We start from the raw sequence: 20,741 nt of genomic DNA, 5'->3' as shown, positions 1-20,741 counted from the left end.
GTCTCCACCCATAATCTTTGATTTGGGTGGGGTTAGCGATATGCAACCAATAAAAGCGAACCAACAATCGTCTGAGTCAAAACTCTCATCTGTTTCTGCCAAGAAGTCTGTTAAGAAAAAGGGCGATCGTGCCAGAAAGAAGTTATATCAAATCCGGTTAAATCGGAATCATGCAGTATAGAGTAGTGCGAGCGTCTCGCTCGCACTGACCATCCAAATATATAAATAATTCCGTTCCAACCGGAAACGATATTAGCCATTAAAGAAGCTAGAATACATCAGAAAATAGCTCCGTCTGGCTCATCCCATCACTATATCGGAAGCCCCAACCATAATTTTTATTGGGTGGGGATACATCACAAATAGTGGTGCAAAGTAAGGGTATTACAATTTAGTGAATTCTTGAACTTTGACTGTCGCTCTTTCATTTTAGCCTAATTTTTAACCGCCTTTGCTATCGCAATACTCCGGACAGTTTTTGGAACGAGACTACAAGCTTACGCGGCGCAAGGATCATAAATAAAGTCCAATTAAATGCAACGAGCGGGGTGGAGCTGACATTGATTTAATTATCCACAGTGGCTCAAAGTCCTACAGAATAAGCCATTGGGCCATATAAAAACTGGTGTTGCTGATTCTGGCGTATGAATCAACTTTTCGCTTGATGTTACAAAACTCACCCTCCCGGGTCTTATAGCAATTGGGAAATGTGAATTCCTACCTAAATTCAGCAACGCCTAAAAACTGTCCGGATTATTGCTATCGGGGAGTGTAAAAAATATCCCCTGACGATTGACCAGAATCATCACAATTGAGAGGTTTAGTTATGAAAAATAATGTGTGGATTGCCAGCGGTTTAGCGCTTTCTCTTATCACTAGCACTTTGACTGCTAGTGCTGCTTCTTTTCGCAATGACATTACTGGCGTAAAAAATGCTCCTAATGCCACACCTTGGGGAGGATGGTCTACCGCAATTTATTGCCCTGGTGGTAGCTACGTGGGTGGATATTCGATGAGGGTTGAACCGAATCAAGGTGGGGGCGACGATACTGCACTCAATGCTGTTGCCTTATATTGTTACGATCGTGCGGGAAACATGGTCGAGCGGATTGTACCACATCCGGGATTTTGGGGGAATTGGGGTGAAGGAGCTAATTGCCCGAAAGGAAGTTATGCAACAGCATTTAAACTGAAAGTAGAACCACCACAAGGCAATGGTGATGATACAGGAGCAAATTCTGTAACTTTTGGCTGTAGTAATAGTAATAGCACTGTAATTGAAGCATCTGGTGGAGCTCAATGGGGAGCTTGGACACCAAATTGGGTAACAGGTCCGCCGAATTCGGCAATTTGTGGTGTTCGCGCGAAAGTTGAAGGTCAGCAAGGAAGGGGAGATGATACTGCTTTGAATGATTTAGAGTTTAGCTGGTGCAAATTACCACAACCGATTAGCCAAGGTACACCACAGCCTAAACCACCAACTCCAACGCCAAATGCCGGTAACAGTGGCATCCGCCTTTTTGAAAATCCTGTCGGTGAAAATGGTATCCCAATTGATGTAGCGCTAAAAGGTGCTAATGGGCTAGATCCTAACGCACGCCAATTGGGGGCAGATACGTTTTGTCGGTTGAGGGGATATGGAAAGGCTGTGAACTTCCAATTGGCAAGTGGAAGCAACAGGGGTACCTTGCAATTCGATCCAAGCACAGGAAGCTGGACATCCTGCCCGAGTTGTGGGATGTATTTTACGAGGGTAGCTTGTCAATAAATAGCAGTACGGGCGATTTAGTGGTTAGAAACTAATGAAGCTGTAAGTTTGAATCTGAATGGAGGAGTTGCTGTCAGTGCTACGGCAATTAACGTCGGCACTAACTATTTGGGTATGGTTGAAGCGGTTGCTCAAAGCGATATTACAACAAATGTTTTTGTTGTAAGGTAGTTTCTGTAGCGCGGGCTTTTCGGGCCTAGTTGAGTGGAATTAAGTGCGATCGCCTTTGAGTTTGACTTGAGGCGATCGCACTTTGCTTTAATAGTCGTAGACGCACGACTGGTCACAAACAGGCTTTTTTTACGAGAAGACGCGTTACAGCCCGCAGAAACTGCCAAAAACCCGGTTTCTAAAGTTAGACCCAATCTTCTTGATCGCTTTTTTGTCGCCTGTAAACCTCACCTGTAGCGTGAATTTTACGGGTTTGTTCGTAAAGAGTTTCTTCGGTATAATTCCATTTTTGCAGGACTTTTTTTAAGTCGGATTGAATATCTCTAGCGCCGGGAAAGCCTCGGTAGCGAATTATTAATCTTGCTAATTCCGATAAATTGTATTCGGTTGCTTCTCCTGCTAATAAAGTATCGACACTGGCTCGATCGCGCTTGTATTGCGGATGCTGCTGATCTTGAGTTTTTTCTAATGAATCCATATTAAGTAAGTGGGTAGAAATAAACATTACATGGGAGCGGGCGGGTTTATAAGATTATTAGTCTTAGGCTATTATGGTTGGTAAAACCCGCCCCTACAATTCAGGTTGTTCTAGGATTATTTTTGGTGTTTAACTACATATTTATATTTCCCAATCATCAGAATACCAAAAACTTCGACTTCTTGAAAAAGTCAAGATTCTGATTATTTGCTTGTGTTGTCGCTTCAGTCATCCCCAGAAATTTTTGTGTTTGTTGAGTAATACCAAATAGTCGATCGCCGTGACAAAAGATTTCCCAGGCGCGAATTCCCATAAAACCAATACCTGCAACCGCCAAGGGCATCGCTGCGGCACCTAAAAGCGCAGCAATGGGGGGAAATATCATGCACAGTGTTAATAGAATGCCAGTAATAACACCGCCAGCAATGCCAGCTTTGGCGGTGGCAGTGGCGACTTGTTCGACTAACTCTGACTGGGTAATTTTGCCTTCAACGCACAATAGCGAGTTTTCTAAGATAGAAAATATTAACTCAATTACTGCTGCTGCGATCGCCCCTTTCATTGCAGCCCCAACGATTTCCGCAACTGCTGCTTTAAACGCTGCATCCGCTAAAACTTGCTTAGCGACTGCTAATTCAGCAGCAGTCATGTCTACACCACCGCGAGCACGATTCACCCAAAAATATTCAAAAATCCCGTTAGCAGCTTCGCTTCCGCCTCCATTGACGTGCGCTTGGATGTGACTCCAATCTTTATCTTGACAGAAGTTGCGAATTGCTTCTGGGCCTTGGGCACGAATTTGGGCGGGTATGGATTCAAATACTTTTGCTGCTTCTTGAACATTTCGCATTCCGTCACGCATCCCAGCCCTAGCAAATTTCGATTGCAGATTTCTTGGCAGGTTCTCAAAACGGATGTTATGTGCTATTTTAAAAGCTTCTTGAGTGGCGATCGCCCCAGCACTAACCATTGAACTTGGCGCTGATTGTACCCACCCTGTTAATACAGTTGCACTTTCCTCAACTTTAGCAGCGATTTCGTTGGCTAAGTTTTGGGTATCGGCAACAGTTTCTTGTACTTTAGCCGTTAGGAATTCGAGCGGATTCTGGCTAATTTCCATGTTGATCCAGCTTGCATCGTTAATGATAGAATTATTCCGACTATAACATTCCTCTTCAGTAAGTGTGATTTTTTACTGAATTGCTTCTAGCTTCTAACTCCGGCTGTAAGTTGAGAGCTTTTTTTTGATAAAATAAACCTTCATTGATTCGACCTTGCTCTTCCAAACTTTTGCCTAAATTCCAATAAGCGACGGCTAAATCTGGTTGAATAACGATAGATTTTTGATAGTAAGTTATGGCGTCATCGAGCTGGCCTTGTTTGTAAAACATACTGCCCAAGTTAACATAGGCTTCGACAAAATTAGGATCGAATTCGATCGCCTTGGAGTAGGCACGAATTGCCGCGTCTATTTTGCCTTGGGCTTGCAGGATATTGCCTAGGGTTTTGTAGGCGGCGGCGAAATTGGGTTGCTGACGAAGTGCTTGGTAACAGGAGGCGATCGCCTCTACATATTTCTGTTGCGTATAATAAATTTCTGCTATCTTGTTGAGTGCGATCGGACTATCGGCTTGAATGGCTAGTAATTTTTGATATTGAGCGATCGCCTCCTCAAGCTTTCCTGATTTCTGAAGGCTATCGCCCGCTGACAAATACTGCTCTGCTAACTCGGAATTTGCGGTCATAGATTTTACTTTAACAGCCAAAACTACTTTACCACAACTGTTAGTTAGCAACCGCGATTTCTAGGGATATTCTGACTATTGTCAATTTTAAATTTGTTTCTGTACCAACAGTTCGGACAGTTTTTGATTACCAACCGTAGCATAGAGGTTTTAGGGCACCCCGATTAAAACAAGATAAAAGTCAGCAAAGTTCTGGACGCACTTTTGACGATCTGAAACCCGGTTGCTGACTATATTTCTTGTTCCTGTTAGCAAAACTCATAGAAACCGGGTTTCTCGCCACCCCATGCGTGGGCATTGAAACTGTCCGAAGTGTTGATAGATAAATTAGCTAAATGTTCGATCGCCCTAGCTGTTCAAAAATCGATCGAACGGGCGATCGAAAAAATTAAGGAGACAGTCGCCACACCTTAATCGTGTCGTCAAAACTGCCACTGATCAGAGTTTTGTCTTGAGGATTAAAAGCCAAATCCACCCAGGTAGAATGACCCTTCAGCGTGCCCGCCATTTCGCCGGAACTCATGCGCCACAGCTTGATAGTGCCGCTCAAATCGGCGCTAGCGAGTTTGTCTCCGTCGGGAGTGAAAGCCAAGGACTTAACCTTGTCGGAATGGCCGCTCAAAGTCCGTAGCAGAGAACCGTTGGGCTGCCCGAACTGATTATTTGCGCTGATATCCCACAGCTTCACCGTCTTGTCCCAACTGCCGCTGGCGAGAGTTTGACCATCCGGGCTGATGGCCAGAGACCAAACCGCCTCAGAATGACCCCAAAGAGTTTCTTTGAATTCCCCAGTCTGCCAGTTCCACAGGTTGATCTTACCGTCGCTGCTGCCGATCGCCAAAGTTTCTCGATCGGGACTGAAAGCCACCGCCTGCACCTCGTCAAAAACCCGGTTGAGAGTTTCCAACTCGGCCCCGCCTTCGACTTGCCACAACTTCAAAGTTTTGTCCTTACCGACACTGGCCACAGTCCGGCTATCGGGACTGAAAACCACCGAGAACACGCCGTCTTGGTGTCCGTCCAAAGTCCGAATTAACTTGCCAGAATAGAAATTCCACAATTTAATCGTACCGTCAACGCCACCGCTGGCGATCGTCCTGCCGTCGGGGCTGACAGCCACCGACCACACAGGCCCCAAATGTCCGGCTAAAACCTTGAGCAGCTTGCCGTGACGCTTGTGCCGCAAGTGAATTGTACCGTCGTTATTCCCGCTGACGATCGCGCGGCCCTGGGGAGCAACTGCTACCGTCCAAACCGGGTTTTTGTCTAGATCCGCCAGAGTGCGTACAGCAGGCCGGGACTGCGATGCATCACCGTTGAAATCCTGCATCGGGGGCGGATTGAACCGAATTTCGGGAATGCTAGAAACAGGCTCACCAGAAGTGAAAGCCTGCGGTGCAGGAGAAGGCAAGCGAGAACCCAGCACTACGGACAGCAGGGCAACCGCAGTTCCTCCCCACATTGCCAAAGTCCACTTGGGTTTGCTGAGAATCACGTCTACCGGTGCCGGGCCGTAATTCATGTCTGTGAGAATTGCCTCGGTCGATCGATAGCGTTTTGATGGTTCTCGCTGCACCATTTTATCCAGAATGCGGCCGAGTCGCGCCGAAACTGGTACTTTCAAATAATGTCTCCAAGCCCAACTTTCGGATTTGATGTCAAACAAATCAAAGGGCGACATTCCCGTTAACAAGTGAATGCAAGTGACGCCCAAACTGTAGATGTCGCTGCTCTGAATCGCTTGGCCTTTAATTTGTTCCGGGGCCGCGTATTCTGCTGAACCTGTCACCGTTTCTGTTTTGATCGGGCCACTATTAGCCCGAATTGCCGCGCCGAAATCGACTAAAACTAGCCCAGAGGAACTTTCCTGAGACACGGAATGTAAACCCTCTTTCCCTGCCCAAGCTGGGGATGCTTGGGGATTTTTGCGGTGAATAATATTCGACGGTTTGATATCTCCGTGAATCAGTTGATTTTCATGAACAAATTGCAGGACTGGCAACAATTCGCTCAGCAGATACCAAATTTGAATTTCTTTAACAACACCTTTTTCTGAAAGCCGATCGGCTAAATTGCGGCCTTCGATGTATTCTTGCACTAAATACTGGCAGCCTTCGAGTTCAAAAGATGCCAGCAGTTTCGGTATTTGGGGATGTTGGCCCAACTTGTCGATAACTGAGGCCGAGCGGCGAAATGCCCAGTTTTCTTGTGTGGAACCTGCAGCAGGCGCGCAGAACTGTTGAATGACGCAGCGGGGTTGCGAAGGTTGGTCTTCATCGACAGCTAAGAAGGTGCGGCAAGTGAGACTTTGACCGAGGGTGTGAAAAACTCGGTAGCGGCCTTTTAGCAGCAAGTTCGACTCGCAACTTTTGCATACTGTCGCGCGATCGAGATTTTGGGGATTCTGGCAATGGGGATTGATGCAGTAACTCATTTGTCTTTCCGCTGGAGACCCCCGTCCGACATTCGGTGGGGGAGGAAAGCGGGGCGGTGCGTGCCGCTTCCTGTGGACAAATTAAATAATTGGAATCTTTGCTTGATCATAATTGTTTCCCAGATTTTCGCCACAATTGCTGCGGTCGATCGCACGTAAATAATTGCTGACTTTCCTGCGAGCGAGGTTTAATAGGTCGATCCTATGGGCGGGCAGGATGCCTACCCCACAAGAAAATCATTCTTTGTGGAACAGGCCGGAAAGCCTGTTGTTTAGAATGGTGCAATATCTCAGTTATTACCGAATTACGCTATACTGTCATTGCCAATACTTGCATTGCGATCGCAGCAAAGCAATGGCGAGGTCTTGCCAAACATCGGCGATTCTTTGTTCTATGGAGTGAATCTAAAAGTTCAACTTTCTAATGTCAAATCGACTAGCTGATTAAAACTTAGGCAATTTTTGCCAAACGAACTACTAACTTTTAACTATTACTTATGCCCTTAATTCGCGTACCCAAACCTTGGGAAATTCTCGAACCCCAAATTACCCCAGAAACAGCCTTTCTCAACCGCCGCCGCTTCATGACCAATTTAATTGGCGCCGGCGTGACTGCTTCCCTGCTGCCGCTGACCGGCTGCCAAAGCAATGCTAGCTCAAAAACTGCTCTGGATCAAAGCTCAACCCAAGCATATGCGGGATTGAGCCGGAATCCCGACTTTGCGAAAGTCGATCGAGCGATTACCGACGAAGCCTTAGCTACAAAATACAACAATTTTTACGAATACGGCGGCACAAAATCTATTTGGCAAGCCGCTCAAGCTTTGCCAACAGAAAACTGGAAAGTAGAAGTAGGAGGTTTAGTAAAAAATCCCCGCACTTATGATATTGACGACCTCAACAAAAAATTTCCTATCGAAGAACGAGTTTATCGATTTCGCTGTGTAGAAGCCTGGGCGATGGTAGTTCCTTGGGTAGGATTTCCCATGAAATTACTGATGGCTGATGTCGAACCGCAATCGAAAGCTAAATTCGTTCGCTTTACCTCATTTTACGATCCCAAAATAACTCCCGGCCCCGGTTTGATGTCGCAATTTTATCCTTGGCCTTATACCGAAGGTCTGCGAATTGAAGAAATGGCAAACGATTTAGCATTTTTTGCCACAGGCTTGTATGGCCGAAGGCTACCAAAGCAAAATGGTGCGCCGCTGCGGCAAGTGATTCCTTGGAAATACGGTTTTAAGGGCGCAAAGTCGATCGTAAAAATTGAATTTGTCGAACAACAGCCCGCCACTTTTTGGAATACAATCGGCCCCAACGAATACGCCTTTGAAGCAAATGTCGAACCCGACAAACCGCACCCCAGATGGTCGCAGGCCAGCGAACGCATAGTCGGCCCCGGTAACAGTTGGTCGTGGGAAACTCGCCCAACTTTGCCCTACAACGGTTACGGCGAATATGTGGCGAGTTTGTACAGTTAATTGACGGATTTCCCCTCGTTTCTAGGCTCAGCCTAGGAACGCAGATCCGGAGGCTCTGCCTCCCTATTTGTGCGAGGCAGAGCCTCGGATTCAGGCATTCCCAGGCAGATCCTGGGAACGAGAAAAGGGAAATATGAAATGTGCGATCGCAGTTTAGCATTTCCCTTTTTACCAGTTGCTGAAATTCCCGGTTTCATCGAACAAAGCAGAACAGTCGGACAGCGTGCTGCTGTGCGTTTGTTTCGGCAAAGAATTAGAGAAATTTTGCCAAATTAAAAATAACACTTACATCTCTCCTTACTCTTTCTCTGTGCCCTCTGCGCCCTCTGCGGTAAAAAAACTCTTTATTGTTCACAAAACTCTGCAACCCTCCGCCAAACTCGATCGCACAAATCGGGTATGCTAACATCGAACCATTCAATTTCAGGATAGGCTCGAAACCATGTCCGCTGACGCTTCGCAAATTGCCGCGTGTGCAAAATTGTTAATTCTTTCGCTTCTTCAAGCTTAATCTCGCCAGCCAAATATTGTTTCATTTCCTGGTATCCCAGCGTGTTCAACAGTGGCAAGTCGCAGCCGTATTTTTTACACAAATATTCTACTTCAGCAATCCAACCGCGTTCTAGCATTTGTTCGGTGCGCTGTTTGATCCGATCGACCAAAACATCGATCGCGCAATCCAACCCAATTTGTAAAATAGGATAATTGGGAGGATTTTCGCCCTGCTGTTCGGAAATAGGGCGACCGGTCGCATAAAATACTTCCAGTGCTCTTAAAGTTCTTACTGGGTCATTGAGGTGAATTTTCTCGGCGGCAGAGCGATCGACCTGCTGCAACATCGCGTAACATTGAGATTGTCCGAGTTCTGCTAGTTGCGATCGCAATTCGGGCATCGGCGCTACCCTCGGAATTTTTAAACCGCGCACGATCGATTTAATATATAAGCCCGTCCCTCCCACCAACAACAGGGGGGGAGAAACAGGAAAATCGACATCAGCAATTAATTTTTGAGCTTGCTGTTGGTACTCTGCTAGTGTCAGAGTTTCTGTCGGATCGCAGATGTCAATTAAGTGATGCGGTACACAAGTGCGATCGACCGCCGTCGGTTTTGCGGTTCCGATGTCAAATTCGCGGTACACTTGACGGGAGTCCGCACTGAGGATCGAGGATTGTAGTCGCCCCGCCAAAGCCAATGCCACTCCCGACTTCCCCGTCGCCGTCGCCCCACAAATCGTAATTAATCTAGGCATAACCTGTCGCACATTTCCCTATAAAAACTCTCAAATCCTCTCCTCTCCATGCTTTCCCCTCTCTCCTACACTGATTCACCGCGATCGGCCAGGGCATTCCTCCACCAATCTCAAAACTATTCCCATCCCTCCCCCCGATAAATTTCCCTTCAGAAAGCCCTAGCATCGCCTTTAACGGTTTTGTGCTATAATTTTAGGAGTTTTCCCATTTTAGAAGCTTTCGGGGCTTTAGGCCTCATTATTGGAGCTATTTTTGTATGACCAGCAGCTACAGCGCCGACCAGATTCAAGTTCTCGAAGGTCTCGAAGCAGTCCGTAAACGACCGGGGATGTACATCGGTACCACCGGCCCGCGAGGACTCCACCATCTAGTTTACGAGGTTGTGGACAATTCCATAGATGAGGCGCTGGCTGGCCACTGCACTCACATCGAGATTGACATCAACGCCGACGGTTCCGTTACCGTGACAGACGACGGCCGGGGTATTCCGACCGGCATCGTTGCCAAGACTGGCAAATCGGGAATAGAAACAGTAATGACTGTACTCCACGCCGGCGGTAAATTTGGCGGTGGTGGCTACAAGGTTTCTGGAGGATTGCACGGTGTAGGTATTTCTGTTGTTAACGCGCTGTCCGAGTGGGTAGAAGTGACAGTTTGGCGCGACCAAAAAGAACATTTACAGCGCTACGAAAGAGGCAATCCAGTTACTGAACTTACTGCCAAGCCCAACAAAGGCACTCGCACCGGCACTTCAGTTTCTTTCTTGCCAGATACTCAAATATTTAGCACTGGCATTGAATTTGATTACACTACACTCGCGGGGCGCTTGCGAGAATTGGGTTACTTGAATGCGGGCGTGAGAATTACGTTTAGCGACCACCGTTTGGAACTGCTTAAAAGTAGCGAACCTCGCATCGAAACATACTGTTATGAGGGCGGAATCAAGGAATATATCGCCTACATGAACCGCGAAAAGCAGCCTCTGCACGAAGAAGTGATCTACGTGCAAGGCGAACGCAATAACGTGCAGATAGAAGTGGCTTTGCAGTGGTGCGTCGATGCTTTTAGCGACAACGTTCTCGGTTTTGCTAACAACATTCGGACGATCGACGGTGGCACGCACTTAGAAGGTCTGAAGGCAGTTTTGACGCGGACGATGAATTCGATCGCCCGCAAGCGCAACAAAATCAAAGAAAACGAGCCCAACCTCGCCGGCGAAAACGTGCGCGAAGGTTTGACAGCAGTGATTTCGGTCAAAGTCCCAGATCCGGAATTTGAAGGTCAAACTAAAACCAAGCTAGGAAATACAGAAGTTCGGGGAATTGTCGATTCCTTGGTAGGCGAAGTATTGACAGAATATTTAGAGTTTCGCCCCCAAGTAGCCGACGCTATTTTGGAAAAAGCAATTCAGGCATTTAAGGCCGCTGAAGCCGCCCGCCGTGCCCGCGATTTAGTGCGCCGAAAATCAGTCTTAGAATCGTCTCCTTTGCCTGGAAAATTAGCGGACTGTAGCTCCAGAGACCCCGCCCTGTCTGAGATCTACCTCGTCGAGGGGGATTCCGCGGGGGGCTGTTTTTTTTCATCTCAGGAAATAAAATTAGCTGACGGTACGACAAAAACTATCAAACAGATAGTTGACGAACAAGCAGAAGGTAAAGAACACTTTTGCTACACCATTCGCGAGAGTGGAAACATCGGGTTTGAGCGAATAACTAATGCTCGGATGACTAAAGCAAATGCTGAAGTTGTCAAACTGACATTAGACAATGGGGAGACAATAACTTGCACTCCCGACCATCCATTCATGTTGCGGGATGGCACTTACAAAGCAGCAGCCCTGCTGACACCGGAAGATTCATTAATGCCGTTCCACCGCAAGTTGTCGGAAAAAACCAAACAGGGCCAGGGACTTAACGGTTACGAAATGGTTTGGAATCCCAACAGTGATAAGTGGATTTACACCCATCTTTTAGCGGATTTCTACAACCTAAAACACGGTGTCTATCAAGCATCTGAGGGCAATCACCGCCACCACGTTGATTTCAATAAACTCAACAACAATCCGACAAATATTCAGCGAATGTCGGCTGAGGATCACTTGGCTCTTCACCGCGCGAACCTTGAGAAAACCTTGCACAGGCCCGATGTCATTGAAAAGAGCCGTCAAGCTCACATGACTGATGAATTTCGGGCGATGATGAAAGAGCGGATGCGGCAGCCTGAAACGCGACAAATTCTTTCGGAACAGGCGAAAGCTCAGTGGGAAGATGAAGAGTATAAAGCTTACATGATGAGCAAGTGGCGGGAGTTTTACGATAGTGATGAAACTTATCGCCAGCAAAATAATGAACTGCTGAACCAAGCGCAGCAAGAGTATTGGAGTAGTGAAGAAAACCGTTTGGCTCAGTCGGAACGGGTGAGTAATCATTTTGCTAACAATCCTGAAGCACGGGAGACTCATTCTCAACTTGCTAAAGAACAGTGGCAAGATGAGAATTTGTTGGAGTGGCGGCGCGAAAAAACTAAGGAACAGTGGACGCCGGAGTTTCGCCAGAAACGTAAAGCGACTTTGAAGGAAACTTATTACCGCCAGACGCTGGAAGCTTTGAAGACAGTCCACCTGAAAGAAGGTTGGATGAATGTAGATGCTTACAATCTTTATCGCCGCATGAAGGGTGATAAGACTTTGTTGAAGTTTGAGACGTTTTGCGATCGCTACTTTAATGGTGATGAAGTATATGCTCGCCAAGCGGTTCGGAATTACAACCACCGCGTTGTGTCGATCGAACATTTGGAGGAACGCTACGATGTTTACGACATCGAAGTGCCCAACAGTCACAACTTTGCATTAGCTGCGGGAATTTTTGTCCATAACAGTGCCAAACAAGGGCGCGATCGCCAATTTCAAGCAATCCTGCCTTTGCGCGGTAAAATTCTCAACATTGAGAAAACCGACGACGCCAAAATCTACAAAAATAACGAAATTCAATCGTTAATTACAGCCCTGGGTTTGGGCATCAAAGGCGAAGAATTCGATCCGGGTCAATTGCGGTATCACCACATCGTAATTATGACTGACGCTGACGTGGATGGTGCCCACATCCGCACGCTGTTGCTGACTTTCTTCTACCGCTATCAGCGGGCACTTGTAGAACAAGGTTACATCTATATTGCTTGTCCTCCTCTCTATAAAGTGGAACGGGGACGCAATCATTACTACTGTTACAGCGATCGCGAAATGAACAATCTCATCCGCAATGAATTTCCGGCGAATGCTAACTACACCATTCAGCGGTTCAAAGGTTTGGGTGAAATGATGCCGACACAGTTGTGGGATACGACGATGAACCCAGAAACTCGGACGCTGAAACGGGTGGAGATTGAAGACGCTGCTGAGGCCGATCGCATCTTTACGATCTTAATGGGCGATCGTGTCGCCCCCCGCCGCGAATTCATCGAAACCTACGGCCCCAAACTCAACCTCCTCGACTTGGACATCTAAATTAATCATGAGTCCTGAGTCGTTAGCTAGCAGCTAATGACTCAGGACTCATGACTAAACTTTTGCGGCCCTGATGCCTTCTGCCCTTTCGGGCGATCGGGCATCAGGGCCCTTTGATGTTTCTAGGTTTTGTTATAAAAATTAATACAATCTCTCATCAAATCGATCTAAGGTAAACACTTAGGTAAATTTTAGATTTTTGGCGCATCCATCAGCTACCACAAAAATAGAAGGTTGGACAAATATAGCGTCAACGACCCAGGTCTAAAGAGATTGGGCTTCTAGCCTAAGACTTAAACCGCAGTTGACCAGACTCAGTACCTTGGTACTACGTTAACGGTAAGAGTTAAAGACCTACCAGGGAATGCGAAGCTAGTTCCTTGCTCTAGAAATTTAGGATTAAACAGACTTATTGGGTTAAATCAGTGTCCTAGATATAGTACCGGCCGTTAACTTTGTCGAAGCTAACATCACCCCGAAAGGGAGGCTCGAAAGAGCAAACATTATGCGATCGCGGGTTGCCAAATTTGAGAGGGTAATTTCGATGCACGCTCCCCTAGCTGAAGTGTCCCATCGAAATTACATTACATTCATTACACTCCCATCTAGCAATCCTCGTGTAATGCAAAGATTCACGGCGGTTTCGACCGCCGAGCCGTTTCCATCTCAGGTCTAAAGACGCTGAGTTTCCCACTTACCGAATTTTTTTATGAGCATCAATTTAGCGACCAAATTGCGTGAGGGAACCAAAAAGTCCCACACAATGGCAGAAAACGTCGGTTTTGTCAAGTGTTTTTTAAAAGGCGTTGTAGAAAAAACTTCTTACCGGAAGTTAGTAGGAAACCTCTACTTTGTCTACTCGGCAATGGAAGAGGAAATGGAACGCCAAAAGCAGCATCCGGTTGTTTCAAAAATTTACTTTTCTGAGTTGAATCGCAAACACAGCTTAGAGCAAGATTTATTTTACTACTACGGTGCGAATTGGCGCGAACAAGTAGCTCCGTCAGCAGCAGCTAAAGCTTATGTGGAGCGAATTCGCGAGATTTCGGCGACCGCACCAGAACTGTTAGTAGCTCACTCTTACACTCGCTACTTGGGCGATTTATCCGGCGGACAAATCCTCAAGGGAATTGCCCAGCGCGGGATGAATCTTTCCGAGGGAGAAGGCACTGCTTTCTATGAATTCCAGGATATTCCTGATGAAAAAGAATTCAAGGGTAACTACCGTCAGGCAATGAATGAACTGCCGATTGACGAAGCAACAGCAGAGCGAATTGTTGACGAAGCTAATGCAGCTTTTGGCATGAACATGAAGATGTTCATGGAGTTAGAAGGCAATTTGATTAAAGCAGTCGGTCAGATGCTTTTCAATACCCTGACTCGGAAGCGCGGTGGTGCCAGTACCGAATTGGCTACTGCTGAGTGAGTTAAAGCTCACTGGGGATAATTTGAGCCTCGTTTAAGAGGGAAAACTTAAATCCTGGGGGTTTGATGGCTGCTTTTACAGTCACCAAATCTCCGGGATTTTGCATGGTGTTTGAATGGCGGGCGATCGACTTTTTAACTCATATCGTTTCCGGTTGTATCGGGATTATTTAACCGCAGAGGGCGCAGAGAACGCAGAGGGAGAGAATACAGAGAGGAATAATTCGGATGCTACCGGATTTGATATCACAACTTAACACTATCACCTTCCCACGCCGCGATCGGGAGGCTCCTCGTCCGGGACAGGCAAAGAACTGGGTCTTACCTGCCGCTCCAAATACTTGCTCAAAGCGTAAGCGATATCCCCGCGAGTCATCGGCTTCAAAGGATTAATCTTATTAGTTGCGATATCAACATTAACAAACCCTTCATAAAGTGCAGTAGCCAAAGACTTTCTAGCCCAATTAGGAATTTCGCCTGCATCTGGATACTTAGCTAAAATTTCGGAAATGCTGGGTTCGGGAAACTGAAAAACCCCGTAAGCCTGAGCAAAAATCGCCAAAGCTTCAGCGCGAGTCACCCTTTGATTTGGGAAAAACATTCCGTCGCGATATCCACTCATCGTTCCCGTTTTCAAAGCAGTTTGAATCGCACTGTAAGCCCAGTAACTCTTCGGTACGTCCGGCACTTCCCTATCCGGTTTCTGAGCTGTTTTCCGGCGTTCCAAACCAAAAGTTTTCACTAAAATCACCGCCAAATCGGCGCGACTGACAAGGCCATCAGCATTAAAATTGCCACTGGCATCTTTATTCATCAATCCAGCACTCACAACCCGATCGATCGGGTCAATTATTTGTTGAGATTGAACCGCCATTGGGACTCCTTGCATTAGCGCGATCGCCAAAAAAATACTCACTAACTTTTTCACGATTTTAATCCTTTCTGTCGCTAAAACCATCATGAAAACAGCAGTAAGATTTTTTATGGTTCCATCGGTATTATTCTGTGGTTTCGGCGGTGCGCTAGATTTGGGGATTATATATTAAAATCAAACATTTGCTTCCGGCAAAGCGCCCTGCATTTTACCCAACCAATCAATCAAATTATCCAATTGCTTTTGGGCCGTCAAAACCGCCATACCTCGAATAGTAACCTTCCCCTTGCTGTAGACAAAACGAGAGCGCAAATGTTCCGGCAAATTAGCCTTGAGCAAATTCCAAGCAGGCTCTTCCATCGCAGTTTCCAAAACTATGTTCTGCTTATTCTCCGGTTTGATCCGAGAAAAACCGATTTTTTTAGCAATTTGTTTGAGTTCGACAACACGGATAAGTTGCTGGGCTGGCAGAGGAATTGGCCCATAGCGATCGCACCAATCAGCCTGAATCTGCTGTAATTCTTCAGGGGTATTAGCAGAAGCCACAGACCGGTAAGCGCTCATCTTTTGATCCAAATCTGCGATGTAATCGGCAGGAATAAACGCCGTCAAAGTTAGGTCAATTTGCGCGTCCTCAACTTTCGGAATTTCCTGACCCTTAATTTCCCGAATAGCCTCCTCTAACATTTCAGCATACAAATCAAAACCGATCGCCTCCATTTGACCAGATTGTTCAGTACCCAAAACATCACCCGAACCGCGAATTTCCATATCTCGGACAGCCAACTGATAGCCCGAACCCAACTGGGCAAACTCTTGAATAGCCCGCAGCCTCTGCCTTGCAGCATCAGACAGTTGGTTCTGCTTCGGATAAAACAGCCAAGCGTGAGCTTGAATCCCCGCGCGTCCCACCCGTCCCCGCAACTGGTAAAGCTGACCCAAACCAAACTTCTGCGCGTCTTCAATTAAAATTGTATTGACTCGCGGAATATCCAAACCCGACTCAATAATCGTCGTGCACACCAAAATATCAAACTCCGCCGCACTGAAAGTCAGCATGATTGATTCTAGTTCCGACGCCTCCATTTGACCGTGGGCGATCGCAATTCTGGCAGACGGAACCATCTCCTGCAACTGAACGGCCAACTCATCAATCCCCTCAATCCGCGGCACCACGTAAAAAACCTGACCGCCCCTATCCAATTCTTGACGAATTGCCGATCGCACCACTTCCGGGTTATAGGGAGCCAAATGCGTCTGAATCGGGCGTCTGGAAGGAGGGGGAGTCGAAATCAAACTCATCTCGCGAATCCCCGACAGCGACATATACAAAGTCCGGGGAATCGGCGTTGCTGTCAAAGTCAGAACATCTACCTCTGTTTTGAGAGATTTAATTGCTTCCTTTTGCTTAACTCCAAACCGCTGTTCTTCATCCACCACCAACAGGCCCAAATCCCGAAATTTAATGGCTTTGCTCAAAACAGCTTGAGTACCGACAATCACATCTAATTCCCCAGTCGCCAAACGCTTGTGAATCTCTCGGCGCTCGGTTTCAGTGCGAAAGCGATTGAGCAAACCAACTTCGATCGGATAAGGGGAAAAACGCTCCGAGAGCGTGTGATAGTGCTGTTGGGTCAAAATCGTCGTCGGCGCGAGCAAAGCCACCTGCTTGCCCGCCGTAACCGCCTTAAAAATCGCTCTCAGAGCCACTTCTGTCTTACCAAAACCGACATCGCCGCAGACCAAACGATCCATCGGTCGATCGCCCTCCATGTCGCGTTTCACATCCTGAGTTGCCTTCAACTGATCCGGGGTTGGCTGGTAAGGAAAAGAATCCTCTAATTCTTGTTGCCAAGGCATATCAGGAGGAAAAGCGTAACCTGTTTGTTTAGCTCTTTTAGCATAAAGATTCAGCAAATCCACTGCCAATTTCTTAACAGCTTTGCGAACCTTTGTTTTAGTTTTTTCCCAAGTTTGGCCTGTCAGCTTGTTTAAATCCGGTACTTTATCGCCTACAGTCCGAAACCTCGACAAAGCGCCCAATTGATCGGCCGCCACCCTCAGAGTACCGTCAGCGTATTGAATCAATAAATATTCGCGAGTTTCCCGATCGATCGTCAAACGTTCCAACTTGATAAATTTACCCACTCCGTGCTGGCGGTGAACCACATAATCACCAGGGCTTAATTTATTCGGGTCTACTTGCTTAGAAGCAGCACGACGGCGCTTGCGGACGTAGCTAAAAGTAGCGAGAGAATGCTGACCGTAAAATTCCCGATCGGTAATTAAAACTATCCGAAAAGTCGGCAGAATAAAACCTTCCAATTCTGCCAGCCCGCTGTACTTCAAAGCAACCGGAACGTGCTGCAATTGCAACTTGTCGATCGCCAAATAATCGCGCGGATTCACCACAAACTGAGCCGGACAGTCGTGTTCCGACAGCAGAGAAACCGATCGACTCGGTTGAGCAGAAACCAGAAAAATGGTAAACCCCCGATCGCGCTCTTCCCTGAGCATTTGAGACAGCTTTGCAAATTGGTGAGGCATCACCGGCACAGGCCTAGAAGCCAAATTAATCGCAGACGGTAGCTGGTCGCCCTCCGCAGAGCTTTGAAGTTTTTTAGCCGTAGAATCTTCTGCCAATTCTGAAAGTTCTAGCCTCTCGAAAGCTGCGACATCTGCCATAGATTCAGCAAAAGTGCGGTGAATTTTTGGAACTTTCAAATTAGCAATTGGCAATTTTTCTGTTTCCTCACCAGTAACTGCCGATTCCCGATTGCAATTATTCCACTGTTCCTGTGCATTCTCATACCAGCGGTCGCTGTGACCTTCGCACCCTTGGGGTTCGTCAATAACAACTAAAGTATTTTCAGTCAAATAATCCAACAAAGATGCAGGTTGCTCGAACGCTAAACCCAACAGCCTGCGGACAAATTTTTCGCCTTCATTTTCTGTGTCAACCGAGCCTATGTGGTTGATTTCGTCAACCTTTTTTTCAGATAAAACTGCTTTAATAATTGTGTTAAAATTAGTAGGGGTTAAAACTAACCGATCGACCTTATCGAGCGATCGCTGGGAAGACGGGTCAAACTCCCGAATTTGCTCCAAATCATCCCCAAACCATTCCAGCCGCACTGGCAACTCCGCCGCTACCGGAAACACATCGACAATATCGCCCCGGCGACTCCACTGGCCCTCCATTTCTACCAGAGTCACTCGATCGTAGCCCATCGACACAAGTTGGCGGTCAAGTATCTTCGAGTCTTGAACCGCACCTCGCTTCAGCGTCAGACAGTAGGGTTCAAAAGCAGCAGGCGGGGGCAAGTGACACTGGAGAGCTCTTTCGGTGGCTACAATCGCGATCGGCTTAGAATTAGGGTTTGTTTCTTGTTTCTCGACCAAATCCGCCAGCACCTGCATTTGTCCCCACGTCATTTCGTTCTCGTCGGAGTAAGATAGCTCGTAGGGCGAAGCCTCGGAAGTTGGGTAAAAATGCACAGTCTGCCAGCCCATAGCCTCTAGCCCTGCCACCCAACGGCCGGCTTCTTCTAGAGTTGCTGTCACTACCAGTAAACTCCGCCCTTCTTGCTGTGCGAGGGCGGAAGCTACTAAACCTTTGGGCAAACGGGCTACGCCGGACAGTTGCACGTAGCGATGGCGCTTGAGCTTGTTGAGGAGTTCTGTTGCTAGGGGCGATCGCCCCAGGGTACGAATTATTGAAGAGAAAGTCATGCGCTTTTAATTTTAATCCCCGATCGGCGAAGGCTCTTTCCCTTTGCCTGTTAAGGAGATTGTACGACAAACATCCCTGATTGTGCCGCTCTGCTGTTGACCGAAAGCATCCAGGATACCCGCCACGTGATTCATCTCGCGCAAGTCAAGGCTTCAATCTAAAATCTAAAATCTAAAATCGCGCAATCGATTGACGCCTGGGAACTTAACTGGAGATAGATTTGTGCTTTAATATGTCGATCCGGCGATCGCGATCGAGCCAGTTCCGTTAATATAGGGCCAGGTTTAGAAAAAATTTCGATTTTGCGATCGAGATTCGCAGCTTCCAGACCTCTCCTGTGACTGCACCCAAAGACGGATACCCTGCCACGTACTCAAGTTGTGAAGATGGAAGAATTTTAGACATTAGGGAAATCCCCCAGATACTGGCGGCGTCGTCAATCTAAAATCTAAAATCTAAAATCTAAAATCGACTAACCGGGCAGAGCGCTTCGCCGTTACTACCGAAAATTTTAGAAATGTCCTCAAATATAGACCTTCTGATTGTTCTCCTGCTGGTTTTCCTCAATGGCTTGTTTGTGATGTCAGAGATGGCCATCATCTCTGTACGGAAGGTGAGACTGCAACAGATGGCCAACCAAGGTTCGATCAATGCCCGTGTAGCCTTGGATCTGGCGAATGCCCCCAATCAGTTCTTGCCGACAGTTCAAATCGGGATTACGATGCTAGCCATTCTGTCGGGCGCTTTTGGGGAAACGACGGTTGCTAAAAGGGTAGAGCCTTTGTTACGGTTGATTCCTGCCTTGGGACCCTATTCTCAGACGATCGCCTCAGTAGTAGCAGTTTTAACCATCACTTATCTGACCTTAATTATCGGGGAACTCGTGCCGAAGCGGCTGGCACTCAACAACCCAGAGCCGATCGCCTCAAGCGTAGCAATTCCCATGCGAATGCTCTCAAAAATCGGCGCTCCTGCGGTTTATCTGTTAAGTTATTCCACTGACTTAGTGATGCGGATCATGGGGATTGTGCCTTCTACAGAACCGCAAGTTACAGAGGAAGAAATTAAAGTTTTAATCGAGCAAGGAACAGAAGCCGGAACCTTTGAAGAAGCCGAACAAGATATGGTGGAAAGAGTGTTTCGTTTGGGCGATCGGCGAGTCAGCGCCTTAATGACCCCGCGTCCCGATCTTACCTGGCTCGATCTGGATGATTCAGTGGAAGAAAACCGCCAAAAAATGCTCGGCAGTGGTCATTCTCGGTTTCCTGTGTGTCAAGGAGGACTCGACAACGTTGTCGGTTTAGTACACGTTACTGATATGCTGTCTCGGACTTTAACTGGTCAACCCCTAGATTTAAGCGCTTCTTTACGACGACCGTTATTTGTACCGGAAAGCACGCGGGGTTTAAAAGTATTAGAACTTTTCAAACAATCGAGCAATCAAATTGCCTTGGTAGTAGACGAATACGGCGTGATTCAAGGATTGGTTACAGTCAACGACATTTTAGTCGAACTCGTTGGCGACTTTCCCTCGATTGAAGATGCTGACGAACCTCAAACCGTGCAGCGCGAAGACGGTTCTTGGCTGTTAGACGGAATGCTAGCAGTCGAAGATTTTTTTGAGCTATTTGGAATCGAAGAGTCAGCCGAACACAAAGGAAGTTACCACACAATGGGCGGTTTTGTGATTACAAATTTGGGGAAAATTCCCACAGCAGCCGAGCATTTTGAGTGGAACGGTTTGCGCGTGGAAGTAGTCGATATGGACGGCAACCGAGTTGATAAAATCTTGGTAATGCCGATCGACTCAACGGGCGATCGCTCCCCCAGCCAGCCAAAAACCCAAAACTAAAAACCATGTAATTTTAATCCATCGACA

Annotated in this window: 14 protein-coding genes; 7 read left to right on the top strand and 7 right to left on the bottom strand. The window is 47.1% G+C overall.

Annotated features, from left to right (window positions below):
• Window positions 1-826: 826 nt before the first annotated feature.
• Together QT984_RS06135 and QT984_RS06130 are read left to right on the top strand one after the other, a co-directional pair.
• Window positions 827-1,768: a hypothetical protein gene (locus QT984_RS06135; protein ID WP_333053610.1), complete on the top strand. Its 942-nt coding sequence runs from the start codon at window positions 827-829 to the stop codon at window positions 1,766-1,768.
• 48 nt (window positions 1,769-1,816) lie between these two features.
• A complete protein-coding gene (locus tag QT984_RS06130) occupies window positions 1,817-1,939 on the top strand; it encodes a hypothetical protein (protein ID WP_333208887.1) in 123 nt (40 codons plus the stop codon).
• A 184-nt stretch (window positions 1,940-2,123) separates the two neighbouring features.
• Here the strand turns inward: QT984_RS06130 and QT984_RS06125 are convergent, their stop codons facing one another.
• From QT984_RS06125 to QT984_RS06110, 4 genes are all read right to left on the bottom strand, one after another.
• A complete protein-coding gene (locus QT984_RS06125) occupies window positions 2,124-2,417 on the bottom strand; it encodes a DUF3288 family protein (protein ID WP_333053608.1) in 294 nt (97 codons plus the stop codon).
• Window positions 2,418-2,574: 157 nt separating this feature from the next.
• On the bottom strand, window positions 2,575-3,537 hold the full coding sequence (locus QT984_RS06120) for a hypothetical protein (RefSeq protein ID WP_333053606.1): 963 nt from the start codon (window positions 3,535-3,537) through the stop codon (window positions 2,575-2,577).
• 55 nt (window positions 3,538-3,592) lie between these two features.
• On the bottom strand, window positions 3,593-4,162 hold the full coding sequence (locus QT984_RS06115; RefSeq protein ID WP_333053605.1) for a tetratricopeptide repeat protein: 570 nt from the start codon (window positions 4,160-4,162) through the stop codon (window positions 3,593-3,595).
• Window positions 4,163-4,550: 388 nt separating this feature from the next.
• Window positions 4,551-6,596 carry a serine/threonine-protein kinase gene (locus tag QT984_RS06110; RefSeq protein WP_333053604.1) on the bottom strand — a complete coding sequence of 682 codons (2,046 nt, stop codon included), beginning with the start codon at window positions 6,594-6,596 and terminating at the stop codon, window positions 4,551-4,553.
• A 497-nt stretch (window positions 6,597-7,093) separates the two neighbouring features.
• On the opposite strand from QT984_RS06110, the gene msrP reads away from it, so the two are divergent.
• Both msrP and QT984_RS06100 read left to right on the top strand, forming a co-directional pair.
• Entirely contained in the window at window positions 7,094-8,077 is a 984-nt protein-coding gene (msrP, locus tag QT984_RS06105; RefSeq protein ID WP_333232521.1) for a protein-methionine-sulfoxide reductase catalytic subunit MsrP, read from the top strand.
• A gap of 138 nt (window positions 8,078-8,215) precedes the next feature.
• Window positions 8,216-8,353, top strand: a complete 138-nt coding sequence (locus QT984_RS06100) for a hypothetical protein (RefSeq protein WP_333053602.1) — start codon at window positions 8,216-8,218, stop codon at window positions 8,351-8,353.
• Between the two features lie 68 nt (window positions 8,354-8,421).
• On the opposite strand, the gene miaA is transcribed toward QT984_RS06100, so the two are convergent.
• Window positions 8,422-9,327, bottom strand: a complete 906-nt coding sequence (gene miaA / locus QT984_RS06095; RefSeq protein ID WP_333273172.1) for a tRNA (adenosine(37)-N6)-dimethylallyltransferase MiaA — start codon at window positions 9,325-9,327, stop codon at window positions 8,422-8,424.
• 257 nt (window positions 9,328-9,584) lie between these two features.
• On the opposite strand from miaA, the gene gyrB reads away from it, so the two are divergent.
• Both gyrB and QT984_RS06085 read left to right on the top strand, forming a co-directional pair.
• Complete coding sequence (gene gyrB / locus QT984_RS06090; RefSeq protein WP_333208895.1) at window positions 9,585-12,830, top strand: DNA topoisomerase (ATP-hydrolyzing) subunit B; 3,246 nt, start codon at window positions 9,585-9,587, stop codon at window positions 12,828-12,830.
• Between the two features lie 709 nt (window positions 12,831-13,539).
• Complete coding sequence (locus tag QT984_RS06085; RefSeq protein ID WP_333053598.1) at window positions 13,540-14,256, top strand: heme oxygenase (biliverdin-producing); 717 nt, start codon at window positions 13,540-13,542, stop codon at window positions 14,254-14,256.
• A 261-nt stretch (window positions 14,257-14,517) separates the two neighbouring features.
• Here the strand turns inward: QT984_RS06085 and QT984_RS06080 are convergent, their stop codons facing one another.
• Both QT984_RS06080 and mfd read right to left on the bottom strand, forming a co-directional pair.
• Window positions 14,518-15,183: an S-layer homology domain-containing protein gene (locus tag QT984_RS06080; RefSeq protein ID WP_333373523.1), complete on the bottom strand. Its 666-nt coding sequence runs from the start codon at window positions 15,181-15,183 to the stop codon at window positions 14,518-14,520.
• Between the two features lie 120 nt (window positions 15,184-15,303).
• A complete protein-coding gene (mfd, locus tag QT984_RS06075; RefSeq protein WP_333373520.1) occupies window positions 15,304-18,861 on the bottom strand; it encodes a transcription-repair coupling factor in 3,558 nt (1,185 codons plus the stop codon).
• A 518-nt stretch (window positions 18,862-19,379) separates the two neighbouring features.
• Between mfd and QT984_RS06070 the strand changes: the two genes are divergently transcribed.
• Entirely contained in the window at window positions 19,380-20,714 is a 1,335-nt protein-coding gene (locus tag QT984_RS06070; RefSeq protein WP_333053595.1) for a hemolysin family protein, read from the top strand.
• Window positions 20,715-20,741 lie beyond the last annotated feature (27 nt).

Source organism: Microcoleus sp. Z1_B2 (assembly GCF_036700325.1).
Lineage (GTDB): Bacteria > Cyanobacteriota > Cyanobacteriia > Cyanobacteriales > Microcoleaceae > Microcoleus.
This window is presented reverse-complemented; position numbering and strand designations above follow the sequence as displayed.

Excerpts from the sequence above, each read along its gene's own strand:
- QT984_RS06100 (WP_333053602.1), top strand. The coding sequence starts at position 8,216 with ATGTGCGATCGCAGTTTAGCATTTCCCTTTTTACCAGTTGCTGAAATT.
- QT984_RS06120 (WP_333053606.1), bottom strand. The coding sequence starts at position 3,537 with ATGGAAATTAGCCAGAATCCGCTCGAATTCCTAACGGCTAAAGTACAA.
- gyrB (WP_333208895.1), top strand. The coding sequence starts at position 9,585 with ATGACCAGCAGCTACAGCGCCGACCAGATTCAAGTTCTCGAAGGTCTC.
- QT984_RS06125 (WP_333053608.1), bottom strand. The coding sequence starts at position 2,417 with ATGGATTCATTAGAAAAAACTCAAGATCAGCAGCATCCGCAATACAAG.
- mfd (WP_333373520.1), bottom strand. The coding sequence starts at position 18,861 with ATGACTTTCTCTTCAATAATTCGTACCCTGGGGCGATCGCCCCTAGCA.
- QT984_RS06085 (WP_333053598.1), top strand. The coding sequence starts at position 13,540 with ATGAGCATCAATTTAGCGACCAAATTGCGTGAGGGAACCAAAAAGTCC.
- QT984_RS06070 (WP_333053595.1), top strand. The coding sequence starts at position 19,380 with ATGTCCTCAAATATAGACCTTCTGATTGTTCTCCTGCTGGTTTTCCTC.
- msrP (WP_333232521.1), top strand. The coding sequence starts at position 7,094 with ATGCCCTTAATTCGCGTACCCAAACCTTGGGAAATTCTCGAACCCCAA.
- miaA (WP_333273172.1), bottom strand. The coding sequence starts at position 9,327 with ATGCCTAGATTAATTACGATTTGTGGGGCGACGGCGACGGGGAAGTCG.
- QT984_RS06135 (WP_333053610.1), top strand. The coding sequence starts at position 827 with ATGAAAAATAATGTGTGGATTGCCAGCGGTTTAGCGCTTTCTCTTATC.
- QT984_RS06115 (WP_333053605.1), bottom strand. The coding sequence starts at position 4,162 with ATGACCGCAAATTCCGAGTTAGCAGAGCAGTATTTGTCAGCGGGCGAT.
- QT984_RS06110 (WP_333053604.1), bottom strand. The coding sequence starts at position 6,596 with ATGAGTTACTGCATCAATCCCCATTGCCAGAATCCCCAAAATCTCGAT.